Annotated in this window: 18 protein-coding genes; 11 read left to right on the top strand and 7 right to left on the bottom strand. The window is 68.3% G+C overall.

The annotated features are described in order from the left end of the window. Together HUN08_RS00220 and HUN08_RS00225 are read left to right on the top strand one after the other, a co-directional pair. Entirely contained in the window at positions 1-1,734 is a 1,734-nt protein-coding gene (locus HUN08_RS00220) for a SulP family inorganic anion transporter (RefSeq protein ID WP_301546809.1), read from the top strand. Further along, positions 1,731-3,239, top strand: coding sequence for an ATP-dependent DNA ligase (locus tag HUN08_RS00225; protein WP_301546810.1), 1,509 nt, complete (start codon positions 1,731-1,733; stop codon positions 3,237-3,239). Before HUN08_RS00220 ends, HUN08_RS00225 begins: the two co-directional genes overlap by 4 nt. Positions 3,240-3,379: 140 nt before the next feature. Here HUN08_RS00225 and HUN08_RS00230 read toward each other — a convergent pair whose 3' ends face one another. Next, on the bottom strand, positions 3,380-3,619 hold the full coding sequence (locus HUN08_RS00230) for a hypothetical protein (RefSeq protein WP_124246095.1): 240 nt from the start codon (positions 3,617-3,619) through the stop codon (positions 3,380-3,382). A gap of 135 nt (positions 3,620-3,754) precedes the next feature. Between HUN08_RS00230 and HUN08_RS00235 the strand changes: the two genes are divergently transcribed. Both HUN08_RS00235 and HUN08_RS00240 read left to right on the top strand, forming a co-directional pair. After that, positions 3,755-4,516, top strand: coding sequence for a TNT domain-containing protein (locus tag HUN08_RS00235; protein WP_124246094.1), 762 nt, complete (start codon positions 3,755-3,757; stop codon positions 4,514-4,516). A 20-nt stretch (positions 4,517-4,536) separates the two neighbouring features. Further along, positions 4,537-5,172 (top strand): hypothetical protein, encoded by a 636-nt coding sequence (locus HUN08_RS00240; RefSeq protein WP_124246093.1) that lies wholly within the window; start codon positions 4,537-4,539, stop codon positions 5,170-5,172. Between the two features lie 281 nt (positions 5,173-5,453). Here HUN08_RS00240 and HUN08_RS00245 read toward each other — a convergent pair whose 3' ends face one another. From HUN08_RS00245 to HUN08_RS00260, 4 genes are all read right to left on the bottom strand, one after another. Then, complete coding sequence (locus HUN08_RS00245) at positions 5,454-6,026, bottom strand: LemA family protein (RefSeq protein WP_124246092.1); 573 nt, start codon at positions 6,024-6,026, stop codon at positions 5,454-5,456. A gap of 93 nt (positions 6,027-6,119) precedes the next feature. Further along, entirely contained in the window at positions 6,120-7,937 is a 1,818-nt protein-coding gene (locus tag HUN08_RS00250; protein WP_124246091.1) for a DUF2207 domain-containing protein, read from the bottom strand. Between the two features lie 111 nt (positions 7,938-8,048). Then, complete coding sequence (locus HUN08_RS00255) at positions 8,049-8,603, bottom strand: DUF937 domain-containing protein (protein WP_124246090.1); 555 nt, start codon at positions 8,601-8,603, stop codon at positions 8,049-8,051. 61 nt (positions 8,604-8,664) lie between these two features. Beyond that, positions 8,665-9,567, bottom strand: a complete 903-nt coding sequence (locus tag HUN08_RS00260; RefSeq protein ID WP_124246264.1) for an alpha/beta hydrolase — start codon at positions 9,565-9,567, stop codon at positions 8,665-8,667. 407 nt (positions 9,568-9,974) lie between these two features. On the opposite strand from HUN08_RS00260, the gene gltB reads away from it, so the two are divergent. Genes gltB through HUN08_RS00275 form a run of 3 tightly spaced genes read left to right on the top strand, consistent with a single transcriptional unit; the run spans position 9,975 to position 17,034 of the window. Further along, positions 9,975-14,570: a glutamate synthase large subunit gene (gene gltB, locus HUN08_RS00265; protein WP_124246089.1), complete on the top strand. Its 4,596-nt coding sequence runs from the start codon at positions 9,975-9,977 to the stop codon at positions 14,568-14,570. Beyond that, on the top strand, positions 14,563-16,017 hold the full coding sequence (locus HUN08_RS00270; protein WP_124246088.1) for a glutamate synthase subunit beta: 1,455 nt from the start codon (positions 14,563-14,565) through the stop codon (positions 16,015-16,017). Before gltB ends, HUN08_RS00270 begins: the two co-directional genes overlap by 8 nt. A 6-nt stretch (positions 16,018-16,023) precedes the next feature. Continuing rightward, the gene (locus HUN08_RS00275; protein ID WP_124246087.1) at positions 16,024-17,034 is read left to right on the top strand and encodes a bestrophin family protein; all 1,011 of its coding nucleotides are present in this window, start codon (positions 16,024-16,026) and stop codon (positions 17,032-17,034) included. Positions 17,035-17,059: 25 nt separating this feature from the next. On the opposite strand, the gene HUN08_RS00280 is transcribed toward HUN08_RS00275, so the two are convergent. Then, the gene (locus tag HUN08_RS00280) at positions 17,060-17,731 is read right to left on the bottom strand and encodes a TetR/AcrR family transcriptional regulator (RefSeq protein ID WP_124246086.1); all 672 of its coding nucleotides are present in this window, start codon (positions 17,729-17,731) and stop codon (positions 17,060-17,062) included. A gap of 65 nt (positions 17,732-17,796) precedes the next feature. Here HUN08_RS00280 and HUN08_RS00285 point away from each other — a divergent pair, with 65 nt between their 5' ends. Further along, on the top strand, positions 17,797-19,311 hold the full coding sequence (locus tag HUN08_RS00285) for a M28 family peptidase (RefSeq protein ID WP_124246085.1): 1,515 nt from the start codon (positions 17,797-17,799) through the stop codon (positions 19,309-19,311). Continuing rightward, positions 19,308-20,510, top strand: coding sequence for a lipase family protein (locus HUN08_RS00290; RefSeq protein WP_124246084.1), 1,203 nt, complete (start codon positions 19,308-19,310; stop codon positions 20,508-20,510). The genes HUN08_RS00285 and HUN08_RS00290 overlap by 4 nt, the downstream gene beginning before the upstream one ends. A 49-nt stretch (positions 20,511-20,559) precedes the next feature. Here HUN08_RS00290 and HUN08_RS00295 read toward each other — a convergent pair whose 3' ends face one another. After that, positions 20,560-20,778, bottom strand: a complete 219-nt coding sequence (locus tag HUN08_RS00295; RefSeq protein WP_124246083.1) for an RNA-binding S4 domain-containing protein — start codon at positions 20,776-20,778, stop codon at positions 20,560-20,562. Positions 20,779-20,873: 95 nt separating this feature from the next. Here HUN08_RS00295 and lysX point away from each other — a divergent pair, with 95 nt between their 5' ends. Together lysX and rraA are read left to right on the top strand one after the other, a co-directional pair. Next, on the top strand, positions 20,874-24,236 hold the full coding sequence (lysX, locus tag HUN08_RS00300) for a bifunctional lysylphosphatidylglycerol synthetase/lysine--tRNA ligase LysX (protein WP_124246263.1): 3,363 nt from the start codon (positions 20,874-20,876) through the stop codon (positions 24,234-24,236). A 73-nt stretch (positions 24,237-24,309) separates the two neighbouring features. Beyond that, entirely contained in the window at positions 24,310-24,798 is a 489-nt protein-coding gene (gene rraA / locus HUN08_RS00305; protein WP_124246082.1) for a ribonuclease E activity regulator RraA, read from the top strand. Positions 24,799-24,804: the final 6 nt, after the last annotated feature.

Here is a 24,804-nt window from a genome sequence, read left to right on the forward strand (position 1 = left end):
GTGAGCATCGGACTGCGCGGTTACCGGCTCGGGTGGCTGCGTGCCGATCTGCTCGCGGGGATCAGCCTCGCGGCCGTCGCGATCCCGGAGGCGATGGGTTACAGCAGCATCGCCGGGGTGCCGGTGAGCGCCGGTCTGTACACGCTCATCGTCCCGACGGCGCTGTTCGCGATCCTCGGAGCGTCGCGGCTCATGGTCGTCGGGGCGGATTCGGCGACCGCCGCGCTGCTCTCGTCGGGGATCGCCGGTCTCGGCATCGTCGGGCTGGTGTCCGGCTCGTCGCAGTGGCTGGCGATGACCGCGATCGTCGCGCTGCTCTGCGGGGTGCTGCTGCTGATCGCTTACGTGCTGCGCCTGGGGTTTCTCGGCGACTTCCTCTCGACGGCCGCGCTCACCGGGTTCCTCGCCGGCGTCGGCGTATCGGTTCTGATCGGTCAGCTGCCCGCGATCCTCGGTGTCAGCGACGACGACGGGCGGGCGTGGCACCGGATCGGTGGGGTCATCTCCGAGATCCCGCACACCAACCCGTGGGCACTCGGATTCGCGCTGACGACGGTCGGCGTGCTTCTCCTCAGCCGCAGGTTCTGGCCACGATTCCCGACGGCGGTGGTCGTCGTGGTGGGGTCGATCGCACTCGTGTGGTTGGCCCGTCTCGGCGGCCGACTGCCCGTCGTCGGAAAGCTCGACGCAGGGCTGCCGCGGGTGAGCCTGCCGTCGGGGCTCGACGGGAAGACCGTCATCGAGCTGCTTCCGCTGGCCGCCGGGTGCGCGCTGGTGGTCCTCGCGCAGAGCGCGGCCACCGCCCGCAGCTTCGCCCAGCGCTCCGGTGAGACCGCCGACGTCAACCGCGACCTGCTGGGGTTGGCCGCGGCCAACGCCGGTGCGGCGTTCACCGGCACCTTCGTGGTCAACGGGAGTCCGACGAAGACGGAGTTCCTGGGCGACCAGAATGCGCGCAGCCAGGTGGCCAACCTGGTCCTGGCCGTGTCGACGCTGGTGGTGACGCTGGTGGCGGGACCGGCCCTGGCCCGACTGCCGCATGCGGTGCTGGGCGGGATCGTGGCGCTGATCGCGGTCCGGCTCATCGACGTCGCCCAGTTGCGGGCCATCTGGCGGGTGCGCCGACCGGAGTTCCTGATCGCGGTGATCACGGCGCTGGCCGTGCTGGTCCTCGGGGTGCGCGACGGCATCATCCTCGCGGTGATCGCCTCGCTCATCGAGATCATCCGACGCCAATACCGCCCGGAGAAGTTCGTCGTCGGGGTGCGCCACGACGGCGATCGCGAATTCCTCCCGGCCCGGCCCGGGGCGCAATCGCTGCCCGGACTGATCGTCTTCCGCTACGACGCCGACCTGTTCTACGCGAATGCCGGGCGGTTCACCGACGACGTGATCGCGCTGATCAAGGCAGCGCCCGACCCGGTGCGGTGGCTGGTGCTCGACTGCTCGTCGATCGCCGACGTCGACTACTCCGCGGCACGCGAACTCAACGACCTCATCGACTTCGTGCACGCCCGCGGCGCCCACTTCGCACTGGCTGGCGTCGACGTGGAGTTGAGCGAAACCCTTGCCCGCGAAGGCATTCTGCATCTGATCGCCGCCGATCACGTCTTCCCCGGGATCGGATCGGCGGTGCGCGCCTACCGCGCGGAATTCCCGGACGCGGCCGGGCCGGTTGGTCCGTCCGATGAACCGGACTCGTCCGGTGGCGCCGATTCGAAGGATCGGGCATGACCTCGCTGCCGTTGGCCGCGGTCGTCGAGACATCGGCGACGGTCGCCGCCACGCGCTCGCGCACGGAGAAGACGCAGGCGATCGCGGAGCTACTCGCGAAAGCCGATCCCGACGAGGTGCCCATCGTCACCTCGTGGCTGTCCGGCGCGCTACCGCAGGGGCGGATCGGCGTCGGGTGGGCCAGCCTGCGCAAGCTGAGCCAACAGCGGCCGTCGTCCAGGTCGTGGCTGAGCGTCGACGACGTGGACTCGACGTTCACCGTGCTGGCCGCCCTCAGTGGACCGAACACGACGCGCGCCCGCGGCTCCACGGTCATCGGGCTGTTCGAGCGCTCGACGGAGGCCGAGCAGGTATTCCTGCGCGGGTTGCTCTCCGGTGAGGTGCGCCAGGGTGCGCTCGCCGGGGTGGTGACCGATGCGGTGGCCGTCGCGAGCGGGATGCCGAAGGAACTCGTCCGGCGTGCCGCGATGTTGCTGGGATCGCTGCCGGAGACGGCGCGCCTGGCCTTCGTCGGCGGCGCGGAGGCACTCGAGCGGGGCATCGTCGTCGGGCGGCCCGTCGAGCCGATGCTGGCCACTCCGGCCGCTTCCGTCGACGAGGCGTGGACCGAACTCGGGCCGCAGGTCGTCGTCGACGCGAAATACGACGGCGCCCGCATCCAGGTACACCGCAGCGGATCGGAGGTGCGGGTCTTCACCCGCTCATTGCGGGAGATCACCGGTGCGGTGCCCGAGGTCGTGCGGTTGGTCGCCGACCTCGAGTGCGAATCGGTGATCCTCGACGGCGAGACGCTGGCCGTCACCGAGGACGGGCGGCCGCGACCGTTCCAGGAGACGATGAGCGGGATGCAGACTTCGCGGCCCTACTTCTTCGACTGCCTGCACCTCGACGGCGTCGACCTGATCGACGAGCCGCTCGTCGCGCGGCTGGCCGCGCTGGAGTCCGTCGCCTCGTCGTTGCGCATCCCGAGTGCTGTGGTGACTGGCGCCGACGAGGTGCGGAACCGGTTCGAGGAGTCCGTCGCCGCCGGGCACGAGGGTGTCATGGTGAAGTCGACGGACGGGTTGTACGCGGCGGGCCGGCGCGGGCGCACCTGGCAGAAGATCAAGCCCGTCCACACCTTCGACCTGGTGGTGCTGGCCGCCGAATGGGGATCGGGCCGACGCAGGGGATGGCTGTCCAACATCCACCTGGGTGCCCGCGATCCCGCAGGTGGGTCGCCGATCATGGTCGGCAAGACGTTCAAGGGCATGACCGACGAGTTGCTGACCTGGCAGACCTCGGAGTTCCCGAAGCACGAGACGTCGCGTGACGCGCACACCGTGTACCTGCGTCCCGAGCTGGTCGTCGAGGTCGCGATCGACGGGGTGCAACGCAGCTCTCGCTATCCGGGCGGTGTGGCCCTCCGGTTTGCGAGGGTGATCCGGTATCGGCCGGACAAGACACCGGAACAGGCCGACACGATCGCCGACCTCACGCGCCTTCGTCCACCGCTGGTCGACTGACCCCGATCCCGCCGAGTGGGCACCCCAACCCCGCCGAGTGGGCACCCCGGGGGTGGTCGAGTGGATCCGGGGTGGTCGAGTGGATCCGAGCCGCAAGGCGAGGAACCGTATCGAGACCGCCGCAAGGCGAGGAATCCTGTCTATCCCTCATCCCGTGTGTAGCGCACACGGATCCAGCCGTAGACCCACGTACTTGCGATCAACGCGGCGGCCGAGCCGACGGCTGGCCACAGCCAAACGTTGTTGAGCGAGTGACGCACCGCGGTGACGATCCAGGCGAGGACGGTCAGGACCGTGGCGATCGTCGCCAAGACCCGAACCACCAGCACGATGGTCGCCGTCAACGACCAGCCGGCCTCCACAACCTTCTCCTTTGCCATGAGTATCAGCCTACCTGTCGTCCGAAATCGAGTAACCGACAATGCCCCGAATAGGGATATAGCGGACATAGCGGGCTATTCCGAAAAGGCCGTCTATGACTCGGCCTGAGCGACGTGCTCGCAACGGCTGCCGGAGTGGCGAAAGCCACCCAAGTAGGCAGGCGGATCACCGAGATCATCGAGATATTGTTCGAACTGGCCTCGACCGTGTTGAGGCCGGCCTTCTACATCCTTGATCCAGTCGGAGCAGCGGCTACAGACCTTGGCGCCCTGATGGGAAGTCGTGCGGCGATCTTTGGGATGGAGTTGAGCCATGACACGGTGAAAGCCGCTGAACTCCTGACTGCGATGAACCGGTTGCCAGAGAGTTACCAGGACGCGCTGCGCCTGGCCTCCGATCCGTCCGCCCTAGCAGCTGCAATGAAGGCTGGAGGTTGTCCGCAGTCGATCATTGATGATGCCCTTAAGAACAACCCGTTCCGGAACCTAACCCCGAATCAGATCGTCGACAAATATTGGAATGCCGACAAGGGGACGTGGAATTGGCCCGAACACAGCGGCTTCGCCGACGGCAAATACACAACGTCCACTTCGTTGCCACCCGGAACCCACCTGGATAGGATCGGATACCCCGGCGGAAAGTTCCTCGGCACTCAAGGAGACTCGTACGGGCAGCGCGCACTCGCTCCGGGCTCAGCGGCCGGGGGCTATCACACCTACGAACCCGGCCCTAACCCGCTCCCGTCGGGGTGGCAGATCAGACACGGAAAGATTGGTGAGGTGTTTGACCACGGCGGTGGCGGGACTCAGTGGGTATTCATCGATAAGTCGGGTGAAGAGGTACCGGTGGATACCCTGATCAAGATGGGTGTTCTGACGGACACGACCAAGCGATAGCGAAGATAATGGAGACGCGAATGGAAACCTGGCAGGGTATCGATGACTTCTTTGCGTCGATGAACTACTGGATCGACCTGCAGGAAGCGCTGGTTGTTGACAGGGCTGTTGACAATGATCCGCGGGAATTTGGAAAACCATATCTCGATGGGAACCGAGTAAATATTCCAAGCCGGCTGGGTCCTGACAAGATTGAGATATATGCGAACTACTCGATAGTCTACGAAGGTTCGCGGTTTGCCATAAAGGCGAGTGGCCGTGGGGACAGAGGAAAGAGCTATGTCGATCAGGTTAGCGGATGGTACGGCTGCTTCGAGGATGCTGCGAAGAGTTTCATAACCTTTCCAGTCGCGGGCGGCACTCGGCAACTTCTTCTGAACCGTACGCCGCCAATTACCAGTCGATGGTGGTCCACTCCTGGCCTCGCACCCAGCTGGGAGGCGAGGGACGGAATATTCCCAGGAACCGAGGTCGCTGCGACCGAGTTCTACCGTACTGATCAACCTTCGTTGCACTACTACTTCGACCAGGGTGATGACAGAACGACCACCTGGCTGCTCAACCTCAGCTGGGATGAATTGCTCACCCTATACACCGAGGACATACCGACTGCTAAGCGAATACCGCGACCGCATTTTAGCGATGGCGATTCGTAGCCTTGCTTCCGAACGCGGACGACCAGGCGGCGGAACTCAACTAGGTGAAGTGCCCACTCGGCGTGGTTTGGGTGCCCACTCGGCGGGGTTGGGGTGCCCAGGGTCTCGATACACCGACTCGGCTAGCGCCTCGCCGCCACTCGACCAGCGCGCCGGGGTTTGGGGTGCCCACGTACGCCGACTCGACCAGCGCGGTGGACATCCCCGCAGCGAAGAAACTCCCCCGCCCGACCTTTACCGGTACGTAGCGGGGGAGTCGCTTCGGAGCGAAGCCGTCGGCCTTAGAACTGCACCTGCGGCGGAGTCTGCTGGCCCTCGGGGGCCTGGTAGAAGTCGCGGGCGTGGACGCCGGCGATGCCGGAGAAGAACATCCACGGAACGGTCTTGACCAGCTGGTTGAGGCGAGAGACCGCGTCGTTGTAGAACTGCCGGGCAAAGCTCAGCTTGTTCTCGGTGTCGCTCAACTCGTTCTGCAGCTGGATGAAGTTGGTCGAGGCTTTCAGGTCGGGGTAATTCTCCGCGACGGCGAACAGCCGACCCAGCGCGCCGGTCATCGCCTGGTCGGCGGCCGCCTTCTGCTCGACGGTGCCGTTCTGCGCGGCCTGGGCGACAGCGCCGCGGGCCCGGGCCACCTCTTCGAAGACGCCGCTCTCATGGGCGGCGTAGCCCTTGACGGTGTTGACGAGGTTCGGGATCAGGTCGGCGCGGCGGGTGAGCTGCACGTCGATCCCGCCGAGCGCCTCCTGTGCGGCGATGTCGGCCTTGCGCAGCTTGTTGAAACCGGCCACGCCGAAGAGCAACAGCGCGCCGATGGCCACGATGATGATGATCAAGATGATCAGAACAGCGGACACTTTGGTCCCCTTTCATTGGTTCTAGCGAAGAGACTACCTAGGATCGGCCGGTTGTCCGGCTTGGTCGAACGAACAGTTCACGACGGTCAATGGTCACCACGACCCGCCGCCGCCTCCGCCTCCGCCGCCACCGCTGAAGCCGCCGCCGGAGAAGCCGCCACCGCTGCTGCTGGAGGCCGCTTGACTCGCGGAGTAGGCCGAGATCGACGAGGCGAGGCTCGATTCGAAGCTGTCGATTCCGCCGAGGCCATAGGCCGTGGTGGCCATGAGCGGCATTCCGGTGGGCGTCATGATCCAGGGTGGCGTGGGCGGTTCGGTTCCCATTGCCATCCGGTACTTGTTGGCCCACGCGGCCGCCGCGCCGAACGCCACCGCGTAGGGGATGAACGACGTGTAGAGGTCCTTGCGGGCGCTGAAGTCGAGGCGCTCCTTGTTGGAGGTCGTCGAGAGGAGTCGCTCGAATCCGCCGGATCGGGACCACAGGTCCCGGCCGAGCAGCGTGCGCCGGGTTCCGACACCCGAGACGAACAGACCGGCACCGCCGATCGCAAACGCGGCGATCGGCAGGACGGCCAGCGAGAACGGGTAGACCTTGAAGATGAACAGGACGGCCGCCGCGATGAACGCCAACCCGACGAGCGCGCGACCCGTCGTCTCGAATCCGCTGCGCTCGATCGCGCCCGACTGGACGCCCCAGATGCGGACCGAACTGGCGACCGCCGACTGGGCGGACTTCAACTTCTCGCCGGCGTCGACCGATCCGTCGGCGACAAACGTCTGTCCCACGCCGGTGAGGCCGAGTTCGCGCGCCACCGTCTGGGTGACCGGGTCGGCCTGGGCCCAGCGGGCGGGATCGGCGTCGGAGACGATGGTGAAGTCGCCGTTGTCCTGTCGGACGATGTGCGCGAGTTTCTGCTCGGCCATGAACAGCAGTGTCGCGGTCAGCCCCTTGCCCGGCTCTTGCTCCCGGGTGACGTAGTAGGTCTGCACCGGCGACAGCGGGGTGTTGGTCTTCGGATCGGTCGGCGGCTCGAACATCACCGGCAGCAGCGGAGTCTCTTCGCGGCTGCGCCAGGTCCACAGCGCCCCCAGCGCAAGGGTCACCAAGGACGCGAGGCCGACGAGCAGCACCCACACCATCGAACGCCCCAGAATCGGATCCAGTGCGATCGACCACGGGACGGTGGCTCGGCTGGGCGGGGCCATCTCCAGGTCGGTGAGCAGCGAGACGCCGTTGTGCCTGCCGAGCTGGGCGGTCGTGACGACGACGGTGTTCGGCTCCGTGTTGGTCGCCTGGCACGGTGTGTTGTTGCTCGTCGCGCAGGCCAGGCTCGTGGTCTTCGCGGGCAGGTGGACGGTGACCGTCGACTTGTCGATCGGCATCGACCAGCCGTCGGCAACGACGCGCCAGCGGAATCGGGCGCGGTTCTTGTCGCCCCAGCTGGAGGTCACCTCGCCGTCGCCCGGTCGGGAGTTACCCGCTTCGAGCACTCCGTCGATGGTGTAGCTGATCGTGTAGACGTGGGTGCCGCTGTCGACGAATTGGTTCGCCGAGCCGATCTTGGCGACGAAGAAGCGGCGCCCGTGCTCCCACAGGGTGGTGAAGGGCTCGCGATGGCCGTCGAGGGTGACCTTGATGTTCTTGGGCGTGTACCGGACATTCGGGTCCGACGAGTCGGCGAGGTCGAAATAGCGGAATATGCCGTGCCGACCGTAAGGGAATTCGGTGGTCAGCGTCTCCGTTGCCGTCAGCTTTCCACCGGCGTCGACGGAGTAGTCGGCCTTGTATTCGCTGACCGTCACGGGGTCGACCGAGCCACCGCCGGTCTGGCCGGCGCCCAGCGAGAGGGGCAGGACCAGACCGATCACGGTGAGCAGGACTGCGATCAGCGAGAGGAACAGGCGTTTCACGGTCGAAGCCTAACGTGAAACGGCCGCCGCGTCCGTTGAGAACGCGACGGCCGCCCGTCTTAGTGATTCCGATGCCCGGGAAAACTCTCCCGGGATTTCGGGGTGCGGAGCCTACTTCTTGCCGCCCAGCAGTCCGCCGAGGACGCTGCCGAGGGCACCGCCGGCGCCACCACCGGAACCGCCGCCGCCCAAGACGCCGCCGAGGATGTTGCCCAGGCCGCCGGCGTTACCGCCGCCGCCGAGCGCACCGCCGAGGATCTGGCCGAGCGCGCCACCGGCGCCGCCCGCCTGCTGCTGGCCGCCGCCCTTGCCGCTCATCAGCTTCTGGGTGACGAAGGCGATGACCATCGGGGCGAGCAGCGGCATGACCTTCTTGATGAGGTCGGAGCTGACGCCGGCCGGGGCCTCGCCCGCCGCGGCGTGGGCGACGTCGTCGGTCTTGTCGCCGAAGAGGCCCTTCACGACACCTTCGCCGTCACCGGCGTCGGCAGCCTTGGTCAAGTCCTCCGGGGCCGGGCCGTCGGCGTCGGCGTGGGCCTGGAGCCCGTGCAGCAGCGTCGGAACGGCCTGCGCGACAGCGGCGCCGGCGGTCGATTCGTCGACGCCGAGCTTCGAGGCGATGTCGCCAATCGGAATGGACTTCAACAGGTCATCAAGTTCGGACACGGGGTCTCCTTTGTCGTGGCGCGAGGCAGGTTTGCAGTCCTCGAACACCGGTGGGTCAATGCTACCGACAGACGAACCTAGCCGCCTGTTGAACGGCCTGCCGGGATTCCGGGGTCAGCAGCGGGAACATCTGGAACACATGCCCCTGATCTGGCCACAGCTGCAGTTCCGACGACGCGCCGGCGGCGATGAGCGCGGCGTGGAGGAAGCGGGCGTCGTCGGACATCACTTCGCGACCGCCCGCCTGGATGAGGGTGCGCGGCAGGTCGCCGGAGGGCTTCAGCGAGACCGTCATGCGCGGGTGGTTCGCGGGGGCGCCGCCGGTGTACATGTCCAGGAAATGCCGCCCGGCCTTGGCGGTGATGATCGGGTCGCGCAGGCCGCGCGCCTCGCGCGCCATCGCCAGCCCGAACGTCGGGTCCATGAGCGGGGAGAACAGGACCATCGCGCGCGGTTGCGGCCGCGACTTCGACTGGTTGTCGGCGAGCAGGTCCATCGCCAGGTGCCCGCCGGCGGAATCCCCCGCGACGACGATGTTCTCCGGCCGGTAGCCCTGGTCGAGCAGCCACTCGTAGCCGCGGGCGGTGTCGTCCCCGGCGGCCGGGAAGCGGTGCTTGGGGGCCAGGCGGTAGTCCAGGGAGAAGGCGACGTGACCGGTGCGACGGGACAGGCGGGAGACGAGGCCGCGGTGGGTGCGCGGGTTGCAGATGACGTAGCCGGAACCGTGCAGGTAGTAGATGACCCGGGTGTCGGCGATGCGCTGTTGGCCGACGCCGGGACCCCAGACCCACTCGCCGCGCACCTCGCCGTCGGCCCGGCGTCGCCGGACCGTCTCGGTCCGGGTCCCCGTCGGGACCGGGCTGGCGAGGTTGAGGGTCTGGTTCACGACCGGCCGCATGGCGGTGAGGATCGCGGGTGTCCCGAGGGCGGTGAGGGAGAAGGCGGGATTGACGACGCGGGTCATGGAGCCGTTGATCGCGCGGGCGCGCAACGAGCCGCGCACGGGAGCAACGTCGGTATTCGCGGTCACAAATCCGACTCTAGGTCACCAAGCAAGCGTTTGGGTGCATTCACGCAGGTGATTTCGCCTTTGGCAAGCACCCGGCAAGCACCCGACGGGCGTACCGCGCCGGATCGAGCCGCCCCCGGGGCCGAGGTGCTTTGGAAACCTGCAGGTCACACTGCTGAAACCGCGAGCGCGAAGAATCCGATTAGTCGTCTGCCCGATCCGCGTGGGATGATGGTGCGAACAACATGAATCGTCAGCAACGACGCTGACCCCGCCGCGCAGCCCGCGGCGATTCACCCACCAGTTTCTGATGTTTGGGGTGCTCAGCGTCGCGCACCGTACTTTGAGTGCAAGGGGCGATCATGCAGCATGCTCCGGGACCCATCGGTCTCTACGATCCGGCCAACGAACACGACGCGTGTGGTGTCGCGTTCGTCGTCGACATGCACGGCCGCAAGAGCCGCGACATCGTCGAAAAGGCGATTACCGCGCTGGTGAACCTCGAGCACCGCGGTGCCGCCGGCGCCGAGCCGAACACCGGTGACGGCGCGGGCATCATGATCCAGATCCCGGACGCCTTCTTCCGCGAGGTCGTCGACTTCGACCTCCCCGCCGAGGGCTCCTACGCCACCGGCATCGCCTTCCTGCCGCAGGGCGCGCAGGACGCGAAGGCCGCCGTCGAGGGCGTCGACAAGATCGTCGAGTCGCAGGGCCTGACCGTCCTCGGCTGGCGCGACGTGCCGATCGACGACTCCTCCATCGGCGCGCTCGCCCGCGACGCCATGCCGACGTTCCGCCAGGTCTTCATCAGCGGCGAGTCCGGCGACGAGCTGGAGCGCAAGGCCTACGTGGTGCGCAAGCGCATCGAGCACGAACTCGGCCACAAGGGCGCGGGTCAGGGCGCCGAGGCGTCGGGCACGGTCTACTTCCCGAGCCTCTCCGGCCGCACCTTCGTCTACAAGGGCATGCTGACCACCCCGCAGCTGCGCGGGTTCTACCTGGACCTGCAGGACGACCGTGTCGTCAGCGCCCTGGGCCTGGTGCACTCGCGCTTCTCCACCAACACCTTCCCCAGCTGGCCGCTGGCGCACCCGTACCGTCGCGTCGCCCACAACGGTGAGATCAACACCGTCAACGGCAACGAGAACTGGATGCGGGCCCGCGAGGCGCTCATCGACATGGGCGCCTTCGGCAAGGACGGCGGCGAGCTCGTCTTCCCGATCTGCACCCCGGGTGCCTCGGACACCGCGCGTTTCGACGAGGCTCTTGAACTGCTGCACCTGGGCGGGCGGAGTCTGCCGCACTCGGTGCTGATGATGATTCCGGAGGCGTGGGAGCGCCACGAGTCGATGAAGCCGGCGCACCGCGCGTTCTACGAGTACCACTCGGCGCTGATGGAGGCCTGGGACGGACCGGCCTCGGTCTGCTTCACCGACGGCACCGTCATCGGCGCGGTCCTCGACCGCAACGGCCTGCGCCCGTCGCGCATCTGGGTCACCAAGGACGGTCTCGTCGTCCTCGGTTCCGAGGTCGGCGTCCTCGACATCGACCACGCCGACGTCGTGCAGAAGCTGCGCCTGCAGCCGGGCAAGATGTTCCTCGTCGACACCGCGCAGGGCCGCATCGTCGACGACGAGGAGATCAAGGACGAGCTGGCCGCGCAGCACCCGTACCAGCAGTGGCTCGACGAGAACCAGATCGTCATGGCCGACCTGCCGTCGCCCGAGCACATCCACATGTCGCACAAGCGCGTCGCGCACCGCCAGCAGCTGTTCGGCTACACCAACGAGGACCTGAACATCCTGGTGAAGCCGATGGCGGCCTCGGGTGCCGAGGCGATCGGCTCGATGGGCACCGATACCCCGGTGGCGGTCCTGTCCAATCGGTCGCGCCTGCTGTTCGACTACTTCCAGCAGTTGTTCGCGCAGGTCACCAACCCGCCGCTGGACGCCATCCGCGAAGAGGTCGTCACCAGCCTCGGACAGCGCATCGGCGGCCAGGGCGACCTGCTGCACCCCACACCCGAATCGGCGAAGCAGATCGTGCTGCCCAGCCCGATCATCGACAACGACGACCTGGCGCGCCTGACGAAGATCGACGGCGAGGCCACCGGCTTCCCGTCGGTCCACATCCACGGTCTCTACCCGGTGGCCGAGGGCGGCGAGGGCCTGCGTCGGGCGCTCGACGCGGTGCGCGCCGAGGTGTCGTCGGCCATCGCCGCCGGCGCCCGGCTGATCATCCTGTCCGACCGCGAGTCCGACGAGACCCTTGCGCCGATCCCGTCGCTGCTGCTCACGTCGGCGGTCCACCATCACATGGTCCGCGAGAAGACGCGCGCCCGTGCCAGCCTCGTCGTCGAATCCGGTGATGCCCGCGAGGTCCACCACATGGCGGTCCTCATCGGCTTCGGCGCGTCGGCCATCAACCCGTACATGGCCTTCGAGTCGATCGAGGACATGCTCGAATCCGGTGCGCTCACCGGCGCCACCGGCGATCACGCCTCCGACTTCGCGACGGCGCGCGCCAACTACATCAAGGCCGCCGGCAAGGGCGTGCTGAAGGTGATGAGCAAGATGGGCATCTCGACGGTGCCCTCCTACAGCGGCGCCCAGCTGTTCCAGGCCATCGGCCTGAGCCAGGCGACCTGCGACGAGTTCTTCACCGGCGTCAACAGCCAGCTCGACGGCATCGGCCTCGACGAGATCGCCGCCGAGGTGGCCGCGCGCCACCACCTGGCCTTCCTCGACCGGCCGGCCGAATGGGCGCACCGCGAACTCGAGGTCGGCGGCGAGTACCAGTGGCGCCGCGAGGGCGAATACCACCTGTTCAACCCGGACACGGTGTTCAAGCTGCAGCACTCGACGCGCACCGGCCAGTACGGAGTGTTCAAGGAATACACCGCGCTCGTCGACGACCAGAGCAAGCGGCTCGGCACCCTGCGCGGGCTGTTCGAGTTCAAGTTCGGCGACCGCGACCCGATCCCGATCGACAAGGTCGAGCCGGCGAGCGAGATCGTCAAGCGCTTCTCCACCGGCGCGATGAGTTATGGCTCCATCTCGGCCGAGGCGCACGAGACGCTCGCCATCGCGATGAACCGTCTCGGCGGCAAGTCGAACTCGGGTGAGGGTGGCGAGGACCCGCGTCGCTTCAGCCACGACGAGAACGGCGACTGGCGCCGCTCGGCGATCAAGCAGGTCGCGTCGGGCCGCTTCGGCGTCACCAGCCACTACCTGACCAACTGCACCGACATCCAGATCAAGATGGCCCAGGGCGCCAAGCCCGGCGAGGGCGGGCAGCTGCCGCCGCACAAGGTGTACCCCTGGGTCGCCGAGGTGCGCGGTTCGACGCCGGGCGTCGGCCTCATCTCGCCGCCGCCGCACCACGACATCTACTCGATCGAGGATCTGGCGCAGCTGATCCACGACCTCAAGAACGCCAACCCGCAGGCGCGCATCCACGTGAAGCTCGTCTCCGAGATCGGCGTCGGCACGGTCGCCGCGGGCGTGTCGAAGGCACACGCCGACGTCGTGCTGATCTCCGGTTTCGACGGCGGTACCGGCGCCAGCCCGCTGACCTCGCTCAAGCACGCCGGCGCCCCCTGGGAGCTCGGCCTGGCCGAGACCCAGCAGACGCTGCTGCTCAACGGCCTGCGCGACCGGATCGTCGTCCAGGTCGACGGCCAGCTCAAGACCGGCCGCGACGTGGTCATCGCCGCGCTGCTCGGCGGCGAGGAGTTCGGTTTCGCGACGGCGCCGCTCGTCGTCTCGGGCTGCGTGATGATGCGCGTCTGCCACCTCGACACCTGCCCGGTGGGCGTCGCGACGCAGAACCCGCTGCTGCGGGAGCGCTTCACCGGCAAGCCGGAGTTCGTCGAGAACTTCATGCTCTACATCGCCGAGGAGGTGCGCGAACTGCTCGCGCGCCTGGGCTTCCGCACCCTGCAGGAGGCGGTCGGCCAGGTCGAGGCCCTCGACACCACCAAGGCGCTGGCGCATTGGCGCGAAGCGAAGGCCGGCAAGCTGGACCTGAGCCCGATCCTGGCCCAGCCGGAATCGCCGTTCATGAACCAGGACCGGTACTGCTCGGGCCGCCAGGACCACGCGCTGGACAAGGCGTTGGACCAGGAGCTCATCGCGCAGTGCCGCGAGGCGATCGACACCGCGTCGCCGATCTCGCTGAAGATCGGGATCAGCAACGTCAACCGCACCGTCGGCACGATGCTCGGCCACGAGGTCACCAAGGTGCACGGTGCCGCCGGCCTGCCGGACGACACGATCCAGATCGGGTTCACCGGTTCGGCCGGTAACAGCTTCGGTGCCTTCGTGCCGTCGGGTATCACCATGCGGCTGCACGGCGACGCCAACGACTTCGTCGGCAAGGGATTGTCCGGTGGTCGGATCGTCGTCCGCCCGGTCGACCCGATGCCGCAGGGCTTCGTCGCCGAGGAGAACATCATCGCCGGCAACGTGATCGGCTTCGGCGGGACCGCCGGCCAGATCTACCTGCGCGGTATCGCCGGCGAGCGCTTCTGCGTCCGTAACTCGGGTGTCACCGCCGTCGTCGAGGGCGTCGGCGACCACGCCTGCGAGTACATGACCGGCGGTCGGGTGATCGTGCTCGGCGCCACCGGGCGCAACGTCGCGGCCGGCATGTCGGGCGGTATCGCCTACTTCTACGACCCCGACGAGAAGTTGGTCGAGAACCTCAACCCCGAGCTGGTGGACATCGAGCAGCTGGGCGCCGACGACGTCGCCTTCCTCGCGACGACGATCGCGGACTACCGCGACGAGACCGGCTCGCCGGTCGCCGCCGGCATCCTCGCGGACTTCGACGCGCAGCGCGCGCATTTCCGCAAGGTGATGCCCCGGGACTACAAGCGGGTTCTGCTCGCCATCGAGGCCGCCGAGCGCGACGGCCGCGATGTCAACGACGCGATCATGGAGGCGGCAAATGGCTGACACGCGCGGATTTCTGAAGCACACCGATCGGGAGCTCCCCACCCGGCGTCCCGTCGAACTGCGCCTGATGGACTGGAAAGAGGTCTACAACGACTTCGACAAGTCCACCCTGCGCACCCAGGCGAGCCGCTGCATGGACTGCGGTGTGCCGTTCTGCCACAACGGCTGCCCGCTGGGCAACCTGATCCCGGAGTGGAACGACCTGGTGTACCGGGACCGGTGGGCCGACGGCCTCGACCGGCTGCACGCGACCAACAACTTCCCGGAGTTCACCGGGCGGCTGTGCCCGGCGCCCTGCGAGGCGTCCTGCGTGCTGGGTATCAACCAGCCCGCGGTGACCATCAAGCAGGTCGAGGTCGAGCTCATCGAGAACGCCTTCGAGACCACCGGCGTGGAACCGGTGCCGCCGACGGTGCGGACCGGCAAGTCGGTGGCCGTCGTCGGGTCGGGTCCGGCCGGCCTGGCCGCAGCCCAGCAGCTCACCCGGGCCGGACATGCGGTGACGCTCTTCGAGCGCGCCGACCGGATCGGCGGCCTGCTGCGCTACGGCATCCCCGAGTTCAAGATGGAGAAGCACTACATCGACCGCCGGCTGAAGCAGATGGAGGCCGAGGGCACCGTCTTCAAGACCGGTGTCAACGTCGGTGTCGACATCACCGTCGAGCAGCTGCGCGCCGACTTCGACGCGGTGGTGCTCTCGGTCGGCTCGACCATCGGGCGCGACCTGCCGATCCCCGGTCGCGAACTCGACGGCATCCACCAGGCGATGGAGTTCCTGCCGCAGGCCAACCGCGTGCAGCACGGCGACACCGTGGAGGACCAGATCACGGCCAAGGGCAAGAAGGTCGTCATCATCGGCGGCGGTGACACCGGTGCCGACTGCCTGGGCACCTCGCTGCGCCAGGGCGCCGAGATCGTCCACCAATTCGAGATCATGCCGCGCCCGCCGGGGGAGCGCGCCGCGTCGACCCCGTGGCCGACCTACCCGCTGATGTACCGCGTCTCCTCGGCGCACGAAGAGGGCGGCGAGCGCGTGTTCAGCGTGAACACCGAAGAGTTCACCGGTGCCGACGGCAAGGTCACGTCGCTGCGGGCACACGAGGTCAAGATGGTCGACGGCCGCTTCGAAAAGGTCGAGGGCAGCGACTTCGAGCTGGAGGCCGACCTGGTCCTCCTGGCGATGGGCTTCGTCGGACCGGAGCGCAACGAACTCCTCGAGGGCTTGGGCGTCGAATACGACCCGCGCGGCAACATCCGCCGTGACGACCAGTTCGCCGCCGTCGGCGTGCCCGGCGTCTTCGTCGCCGGCGACGCCGGACGCGGTCAGTCGCTGATCGTGTGGGCCATCGCCGAGGGCCGGTCGGCCGCCGCGGCCGCCGACCGGTTCCTCACCGGTTCGACGGACCTGCCCGCCCCGATCGTCCCGACACAGGTCGCCCAGCGCTGAGCTTCGATGCACGTCGGCAGGAAGTATCCGCCGCTCGAATTCCTCGCGTGGCGGCGTAACGGAACCCTCGCGATCGTCACCTTGGTGACGATCGCGACGGTGCTCTACGCGGTGTTCGGCTGGACCTTCCTGGCGATCCCGTGGGAACCGGTCGGGATTCTCGGTACCGCGGTCGCATTCATCGTCGGTTTCAAGAACAACGCCAGCTACGACCGGCTCTGGGAGGCACGGCGGATTTATGGCTCCGTCGTCAACGACAGCCGCAGCTTTGCGTTCACCTTTCGTGACGCGGTCATCGACGCCGACCGCGAGTTGGTGGACACCGTCTTCAACCGGCATTTCGCGTGGTTGACGGCGCTGCGGTTCCAACTCCGGGTGCCCAAGGAGTGGGAGAACCAGCACCGCAAGGTCATCCGCAAGTACCGGGCCGCGGCCTACGACGTTCCGGAGTGGAATGCCGCCCTCGACGAGGAGCTTGCCGCTTACCTATCCGAGGACGAGTTCCGCTACGTGCGGGGAAAGTCCAATCGCGCGAGTCAGCTGATCGCGATGCAGTCGGAGACGATCGCCCAGTTGCGCCGCGACGGCGTGATTGACGACTGGCAGTGGAAGGACCTGCAAGAGGGCATCACCAAGCTGGTCGACGATCAGGGGATGGCCGAGCGGATCAAGAACTTCCCATACCCGCGCAACTTCGCTTCGATCGCTTCCTATCTGATGTTCGTCTTCGTTGCGCTCACCCCGTTTGCGCTCCTCGGGCCGTTGGCCAGCCTGGGGGACGGCACCGTGATGGACGGCCGGACGGTGTGGTTCAACATTCTCGTGTCGAGCCTGGTCTGCGGGGTGTTTCACACGCTGGACTCGGTTGGCGAGGCTGCGGTGAACCCGTTTGAGGGGAGCGCGAACGACGTGCCGATCACCCAGATCAGCCGGATGATCGAGATCGACATGCGCGAGATGCTCGACGAGAAGGACCTCCCCGAGCCGATCGTCGCGCAGAACAACATCCTGATGTAGCAATGCAGCCGGGCAGTCTCGTGTCCTACCGGCGAAGGCTGCGGGTCAGCCACCCGGAGAGCTTCGGTTCGAGGCCGAGCAGGTCGGGATCGTCGGTGTCGAGGCGGTCCGAGGCGAGTTGTCGTACCGCGTAGACGGCGCCGAGGAAGACTTCGAGGCCCAGGTCGGGGTCGAGTGAATCGTCGTCGGCGGCGAGTTTGAGGTGTTCGGCGCGCAGCACCGTCGCGATGGCGGTCAGCGCGGTGCGCCTGCGCTCCCGGGCAACCGGTCCCGCGGCGTCGAATTCGAGTTGGAACGCCCGCGCGACGACCAGGTCGCGCTGCAGCGCGCCGAGGTAGGCGCCGAGGACGACAGGCAGGTCGGTGCTGACGTCGGCGGCGGCGAGCCGTGCGGTCATCTCGGTGACGAGGACTTCGATGAAGCGTTGGTAGGCCGCGTCCGCGCAGGCCGCCAGGTCGCCGTAGCAGTCGTAGAAGGCCGAGCGCGACATTCCGCTGCGGCCGACCACGTCGCCGACGCCGACGGCGTGGACGCCACGGGCCGCGACCAGCTCGGTGTAGGCGATCATCAGCCGCTCGGCCTGGATCGCCCGGACCTCCTCGCGGCTGAGTCCGTGCGGGCCGCGCGGTAATCGTCGCGGGACGGTGAAGAAGGCGCCGTCGGTGATCGTCGCGATCGCGTCTGAGGGTTCGGACATGCGTCCTCCTCGCGGATTCGATAGTAAAGTACGCTCCCGTACGTTACCTTGTCGGAGTGCTGAGGATGAGCAAAGAGGTGTGCGACGTGAATCGGACCAGGGGACGGTCGGCAGCGGCGGTCGTCGTCGGTGTGGTGGGGGCGCTGCTGGCAGGCGGGTTGGCCGGGGTCGCGCCCAGCGCCCATGCGGCACCGTTGTCGTCGCCGGCGATCATGTCGACGGTCACCGACCTCGTCGGGATGGCGCCGCGCGCGACCGGATCGCCGGGCGGGCGCCGAGCCGCCGACTACGTGCAGAACCGGTTCCGTGCGGCCGGCCTGGACCGCGTCTACACCGAGCAGACCACCTCCTACGACTGGACCGCGAACGATCACCGGCTCTCCGTCGGCGGGCAGCGGGTCGACGCCTTCCCGGTCTCCCACTCCTTCGTGCCGCGCGGTGCCGGCGTCAACAGCACCGGGCCGGGTGGGCTCGACGCGCCCGTCGTCGACATCGGCTCCGGCAAGGTCGACGGACGGGACGTGCGCGGCAAGATCGTCCTGTTCGACCTCGCCTTCTACCTGCCGACGGCCGGATTGCTGCCGCTGGCCGAGTACATCAACGACCCCGACGGGACGCGCTTCGACGCCGAACTCATGCTGACCGCGAACCCGTACCTGACGTCGTTGGAGTCCACCGTCCGCGCGATCCAGCGGGCCGGCGCGGTCGGCTTCGTCGGCGTGCTGCGCGACTACTTCAACTCGAACCGCTACCACAACGAGCTGTACCGCAAGGTCGCCATGACCATCCCGGGCATGTGGGTCACCCGTGCCGACGGGGCGCGGCTGCGGCATCTGCTGGCCGGGAACGGGCACCGCGCGCGGATCGATCTCACCGTCGCTCGCCGTGCGGTCACCGCGCGCACGGTGATCGGCATCCTGGAGGGGCGCAGCCGCGACACCGTCATGGTCCAGTCGCATCACGACTCGATCGGACCGGGGGCGGTGGAGGATGCGACGGGGACCTCGGAGGTGATCGCCCTGGCCGATCACTACGGCCGGGAGGCGCGGGTCCGCAAGCGTGAGAAGACGCTGATGTTCATCACCTTCGACACCCACTTCACCGGGTATCAGGCACATCAGGCCTTCGTCGACAAATACCTCACCAGACGGGCGACACCCTGGCGGATCGTCGCCAACACGACGATCGAACACGTCGGCAAATATGCGCGCAAGACCAGCTCCGGGCGACTGGTCACGACCTCGCTGCCGGAGCCCAAGGGATTGTTCGAGAACGTCAGCCTGCCGCTCAAGGCCCAGGTCGCGACGGCGCTGTCCCGACGCAATGTGCGGGCGACGACGATGCTCAACGCCACCCCGTTCCGCCTCGCCAAGGTGGGGATCCCGACCGATGCCTCCTTCGTGTTGTTGGCCGGGGTGCCGATCGTCAGCTTCATCGCAGGTCCGCTCTACATGTACGACGACGCCGACACCGTCGACAAGGTCGACCGCACGCAGCTGGTGCCGGTGGCCCGGTTCTTCATCGACGTGCTGGATCGCCTCGACTCGACGCCCAGTGCCGCGATCGGGTTGCAGCCATGAGGCCGCTGCGCGCGGTATGCGCCGCCGCGGCGCTGGCCGTGGCCGCCCCGCTCCTCTCCCTCGCCGGCACCGGACCGGTTGTCGCGCAACCGGATTCGACGGCGGGCGCGACGGCGGGTGCGGCGGAGTTGACGCCGACGCACAATCCGCTCGTCGCACTGCCGGCGTCCGGGGCGGCGTATCTGATCCGCTACCGCTCGACGACGGTGCGCGGCGAACCCGTCACCCTCACCGGATCGTTGCTGCTGCCGCGTCGCCGACCGCCCGCCGGTGGGTGGCCGCTCGCCGTGTGGAACCACATGACCACCGGCGGCGCGGACAAGTGCGCGCCGTCGACGGCCAAGCGCGGCAGCACCGCGCTGGCCGACATGACGTCGGGCGACGGGATCGTGGCGGCGTTGCTGCGCGACGGGTACGCCGTGGTCCGACCGGACTACGAGGGGATCGGCAGTCCAGGACCCCATCCCTATCTGATCGGGTCGTCGTTGGCGCGCTCGGTGATCGGCGCGGCCCGGGCCGTGGTGGCGGCGGAGCCCCGCATCGGGCGTGAGGTCGTGCTCGCGGGGCACTCCGAAGGAGCCGTCGCCGCACTGTTCGCCGCCGCGGCCCCGCGTGCCAACTGGGGGGACCTGCGGGTTCGCGCGGTCGTGGGGGTGACACCGCCGACGCGGATGGCCGACATCGTCACCGGCGTCGCGAAGGTCCCGGTGGCCGCCGGGCGCACCACCGGTGAACTCGTCGGCCTGGCCGCGCTGCTGGTCTCCGGGGCGACGACGGTGGACCCGGACTTCGGTCGATTGATCGCCGACGGCGGGTTGAGTGCGCGGGCCAATAAGTTGATGCCCGCCGTCGAGCGTGTCTGCTACCGCGACCTGGCGTCGCCGTCGCTGTTCGGCGCGCTCGCCCCGGCCGAACTGCTCGGTCTGCGCGGCGGGGCCGCCCTGGCGCGACTGTCCGCCATCGCCGGGCGCAACGACGTCGCGCACCTGCGTCTGCCACCGGGGGTCGCGGTGCGCTTCGACGCGGGGCTGACCGATGCCGTGGCACCGGCGCCGTTGGTCGCCGAGCTCGCCCAGCACTATCGGGAGCGGGGTGTGCCGGTCACCCTCGCCCTGCACGCGGGCGGACATGCACAGGTACCTCGTCGCCCGGAGACTGCGCCGCAGATCGTCGAGTGGTTGCGCGGTCGGGTCCGCTGAGTAGGGGCTGCCCACTCGGTGTGCTTGGGGTGCCCAGTCGGCGGGAGGGTCAGGGGCGCGGGGCGCGGACGATCGCGCTGTGCTGGGTGAACTCCACGACGTCGCCGTCGACCAGCTGGCGGCCCCGGCGCGTCTCGACATCCCCGTTCACGCGGACCAGCCCGTCGCCGATCACGGCTTTCGCATCGGACCCGGAATCGATCAGATTCGCGAGTTTCAGGAACTGCCCGAGGCGGATCGAGTCGGTATCAATGGGGACTTCGTCCATTTCGCCAGTCTAAGTCCCCCTCGTGGACCGCTGATTCGGTGCCATCGGATTGATCCGTCGGTGCGCGGTACTACCGTGGACGGGTGACCGCGACCATGCCGACCTCCCGGTCTCTCACCGCAGAGCAGGGTTCGACGACGAGCCGGGTGCGCCGCCGCCTCGCACCGTCCGGCTTCGGGGCCGACGCGCCGCGTGTGGCGTCGATCATCGTCGGAACGCTCGCCGCACTCTCGTTGGTCTCCTCGCTCTCGCCCGGCTTCCGCCACCTCCTGCATGTGCCGCGCGACTTCATCGACCGTTACGTCATCACCATGCCGGACACCAGCTTCGCGTGGGCCTTCGTGCTGGCGCTGGTGGCGATCGCACTCGGCAACCGCAAGCGGGTGGCGTGGTGGATCTCGGTCCTCTACCTGCTGACCTACATCGGGACGAACATCGCGCTCCTGGTCGCCGCGCCGCGCTGGGTCGACGAGGAGGTCACCCGCGCCGACCGGGTCTGCGCCGGTATCGGCCTCGCCATCGACATCGTCGCGCTGATCTTCCTGGTCGCGACGCGCGCCCAGTTCTACACGCGGGTGCGCCGCGGCGCGGTGTTCACCGCCCTGGCGACGATGGTCGGCGGGTTGGCGGTCGGGACGCTGCTCGGCTGGGGCCTACTGGAGCTGTTTCCCGGATCGTTGGCGCGCGGGGAGCGGCTGCCCTATGCGGCGAACCGCGTCGTCGCCTTCGCCGCCGTGGACTCGAACAACTTCAACGGCCATCACGCCGCCAGCCCGATCAACGGACTGCTCGGCCTCTTCGGCGCCCTCGCCCTGGTCGCGGCGGCGCTGGTGCTGTTCCGTTCGCAGCGCCTCAGCGGCTTGATGACCGAGCCCGACGAGAAGCTGATCCGGGCGTTGATCACGACCTTCAACGCCGACGACTCGCTGGCTTACTTCTCCACCCGCCGCGACAAGGCGGTGGTCTTCTCGCCCGACGGCCGGGCCGCGATCACCTACCGCGTGGAGGTGTCGGTCGGCATGGCCGGCGGCGATCCGATCGGCGACCCGGCGTCGTGGCCCGCGGTGATCGCGGAGTTCGGCGACCAGTGCGAGCGCTATGGCTGGCACCCGGCCGCGATCGGCGTCAGCGAGCGCGGGGCCGCTGCCTACGTCGACGCCGGTTTCCGACTGCTCGACATCGGCGACGAGGCGATTCTGCACCCGCGGTCGTTCACCCTCAACGGCCCGGAGATGCGCAACGTGCGCCACGCCGTCGCGCGCACCAAACGACTCGGGCTGACCGTCCGTATCCGACGGCACCGCGACATCCCCGCCGCGGAGATGGCCGGGATCATCGCGCTGGCCGACGAGTGGCGCGACACGGACGAGGAACGCGGCTTCGCCATGGCGCTGGGCCGGCTCGGCGATCCGCAGGACGGCGACTGCCTGCTCGTCGAGGCGTTGATGGGGGAGGGCACTCCCGACGCGCGCGCGGTCGGCATGCTCTCCTTCGTGCCGTGGGGTACGACGGGGGCGTCGCTCGACCTCATGCGGCGCGACCGCACGTCGGTCAACGGCATCGTCGAGCTGATGGTCACCGAGTTGATGCGCAGCGCGGAGGAATTCGGCCTGACCGAGGTATCGCTCAACTTCGCGGCGTTCCGGGAGTTCTTCGAGCAGGGCAACCAACTCGGTGCCGGTCCGGTCGTGCGCGCGATGCACGCGGTGCTCACCTTCGCGTCGAAATACGTCCAGATGGAATCGCTCTACAAGTCCAACGCCAAGTACCGGCCGGAGTGGGTCCCGCGCTACCTGGCCTTCGAGGACGCCCGCGTGGTGCCGCGCGTCGGCACGGCGGCCATCGTCACCGAGGGATTCATCTCCCTGCCCAAGTTCACCGGGCGCGCCAAGCCGCGTCGCGACGGCACGCCGGCGGTGCCCGCGGGCGTCGACGTCGTCGCGCTGACCGACCAGCTCGCCGTCGAGGCGGCCGCACCGCCGCCCGCCGCGCGTCGGCCGGAGCAGGTGCGGGTCCGGATGAGCAAGCTCGACGCGTTGCGGGCAGCGGGGATCGATCCCTACCCGGCCGCGGGGCCGTTGGGCCGACCCAGCCACACCATCGCCGAGGCGAACGGGGTGCCGGAGGGGACCCCGGTCTCGGTCGCCGGCCGGGTCACCGGGCTGCGGGACTTCGGCGGCGTCGTCTTCGCCGATCTGCGCGACTGGTCGGGGCACTGCCAGATCCTGCTCGACGAGAAGTCGCTCGACCCCTCGACCCCGGATTTCGCGCGCGCCGTCGATCTGGGCGACCTCGTGTGGGTCGTCGGCACGACCGGGCATTCGAAGAAGGGGGAGCGGTCGGTGCTGGCCTCGTCGTGGCAGATGCTCGGCAAGTGCCTGCACCCGTTGCCCGACAAGTGGAGCGGCCTGACCGATCCGGAGGCCAAGGTCCGCCAGCGCTACCTCGATCTCGCGGTCAACGCCTCGGCCCGAGACCTCCTCGTCGCGCGGTCGACGATCATCGCGACGATGCGGTCCTTCCTGGCCGAGCGCGGCTTCCTCGAGGTGGAGACGCCGATCCTGCAGCGCGTACACGGCGGCGCGAACGCCACCCCGTTCCGCACGCACATCAACGCCTACAACCTCGACCTCTACCTGCGGATCGCCCCCGAGCTGTATCTGAAGCGGCTCTGCGTCGGCGGCGTCGACCGGGTCTTCGAGATCGGCCGGAACTTCCGCAACGAGGGCGTCGACTTCAGTCACAACCCGGAGTTCACCAGCCTCGAGGCCTACGCGGCGCACTGGGACTACCGCGACATGGCCGATCTGACCCGCGACATGATCCAGGCGGCCGCGACTGCCGTCCACGGCGAACCGGTGGTACTGCGACCCGACGGCCAGGGCGGCACCGAGCGCGTCGACATCTCCGGCGACTGGGCGCGCGAATCCGTGTACGACGTGGTGTCGCGCGCCGTGGGCGAGCCGATCACCCCGGAGACGGGCGCCGACGCGTTGCGCGACATCGCCGCGCGGCACCGCGTCGCCCTCCGGCCGATGTGGGATGCCGGGCAGATCGTCGCCGAACTGTACGAGCACTTCGGCGAGGCGCGCACCACCACGCCGGTCTTCTACTTCGACTTCCCCAGCGCCACCTCGCCGCTGACCCGACCGCACCGGGAGATCGCCGGGTTGTCCGAGCGGTGGGACCTGGTCGCGTGGGGAGTGGAACTGGGGACGGCTTACACCGAGCTGACCGACCCCGTCGAGCAGCGCCGCCGGCTCACCGAACAGTCGATGCTGGCGGCGGGCGGCGACCCCGAGGCGATGGAACTCGACGAGGATTTCCTGCAGGCGCTCGAGTACGCGATGGCCCCCACCGGCGGGCTGGGGATCGGCGTCGACCGCATCGTCATGCTCATCACGGGCAAGTCCATCCGCGAGTCACTGCCGTTCCCGCTGACGAAGCCGCAGCAATAGGCCGCAGTGCTCGGGCGAACCGGGTTACCCGGCGGTAGCACAGTGGTGGGGGCCACTGGTTAGGATTCACTACATGAGCATCCCCGACTTTGTGGCCACCGCCGACCTCGTCGACGAAATCGGCGACGACGTGCGCAGTTGCGACACGCAGTTCCGCCGCTTCGGCAAGCACGAGACCTTCGTCGGGCGCGTCACGACGGTCCGCTGCTTCCAGGACAACGCCCTGCTCAAGGAGGTCCTCGGCGAGGACAATCCGGGTGGCGTCCTCGTCGTCGACGGCGACGCGTCGCTGCACACCGCCCTGGTCGGCGACCTCATCGCCGAGCGCGCCCGTAGCCACGGCTGGGTCGGGCTCGTCCTCAACGGCGCCGTGCGCGACGCCGCCACCATCGACGGGATGGAGATCGGCGTCAAGGCGCTGGGCACTAATCCCCGCAAATCCGCCAAGACCGGTGCCGGGGAGCGCGACGTGCCGGTCAGCTTCGGCGGCGTCACCTTCCACCCCGGCGACCTCGTCTATTCCGACGCCGACGGCATCGTCGTCGTCACCCCCGGTTCCTGAACCAGA

Source organism: Gordonia sp. X0973, from assembly GCF_013348785.1.
In the GTDB taxonomy this organism is placed as follows: domain Bacteria; phylum Actinomycetota; class Actinomycetes; order Mycobacteriales; family Mycobacteriaceae; genus Gordonia.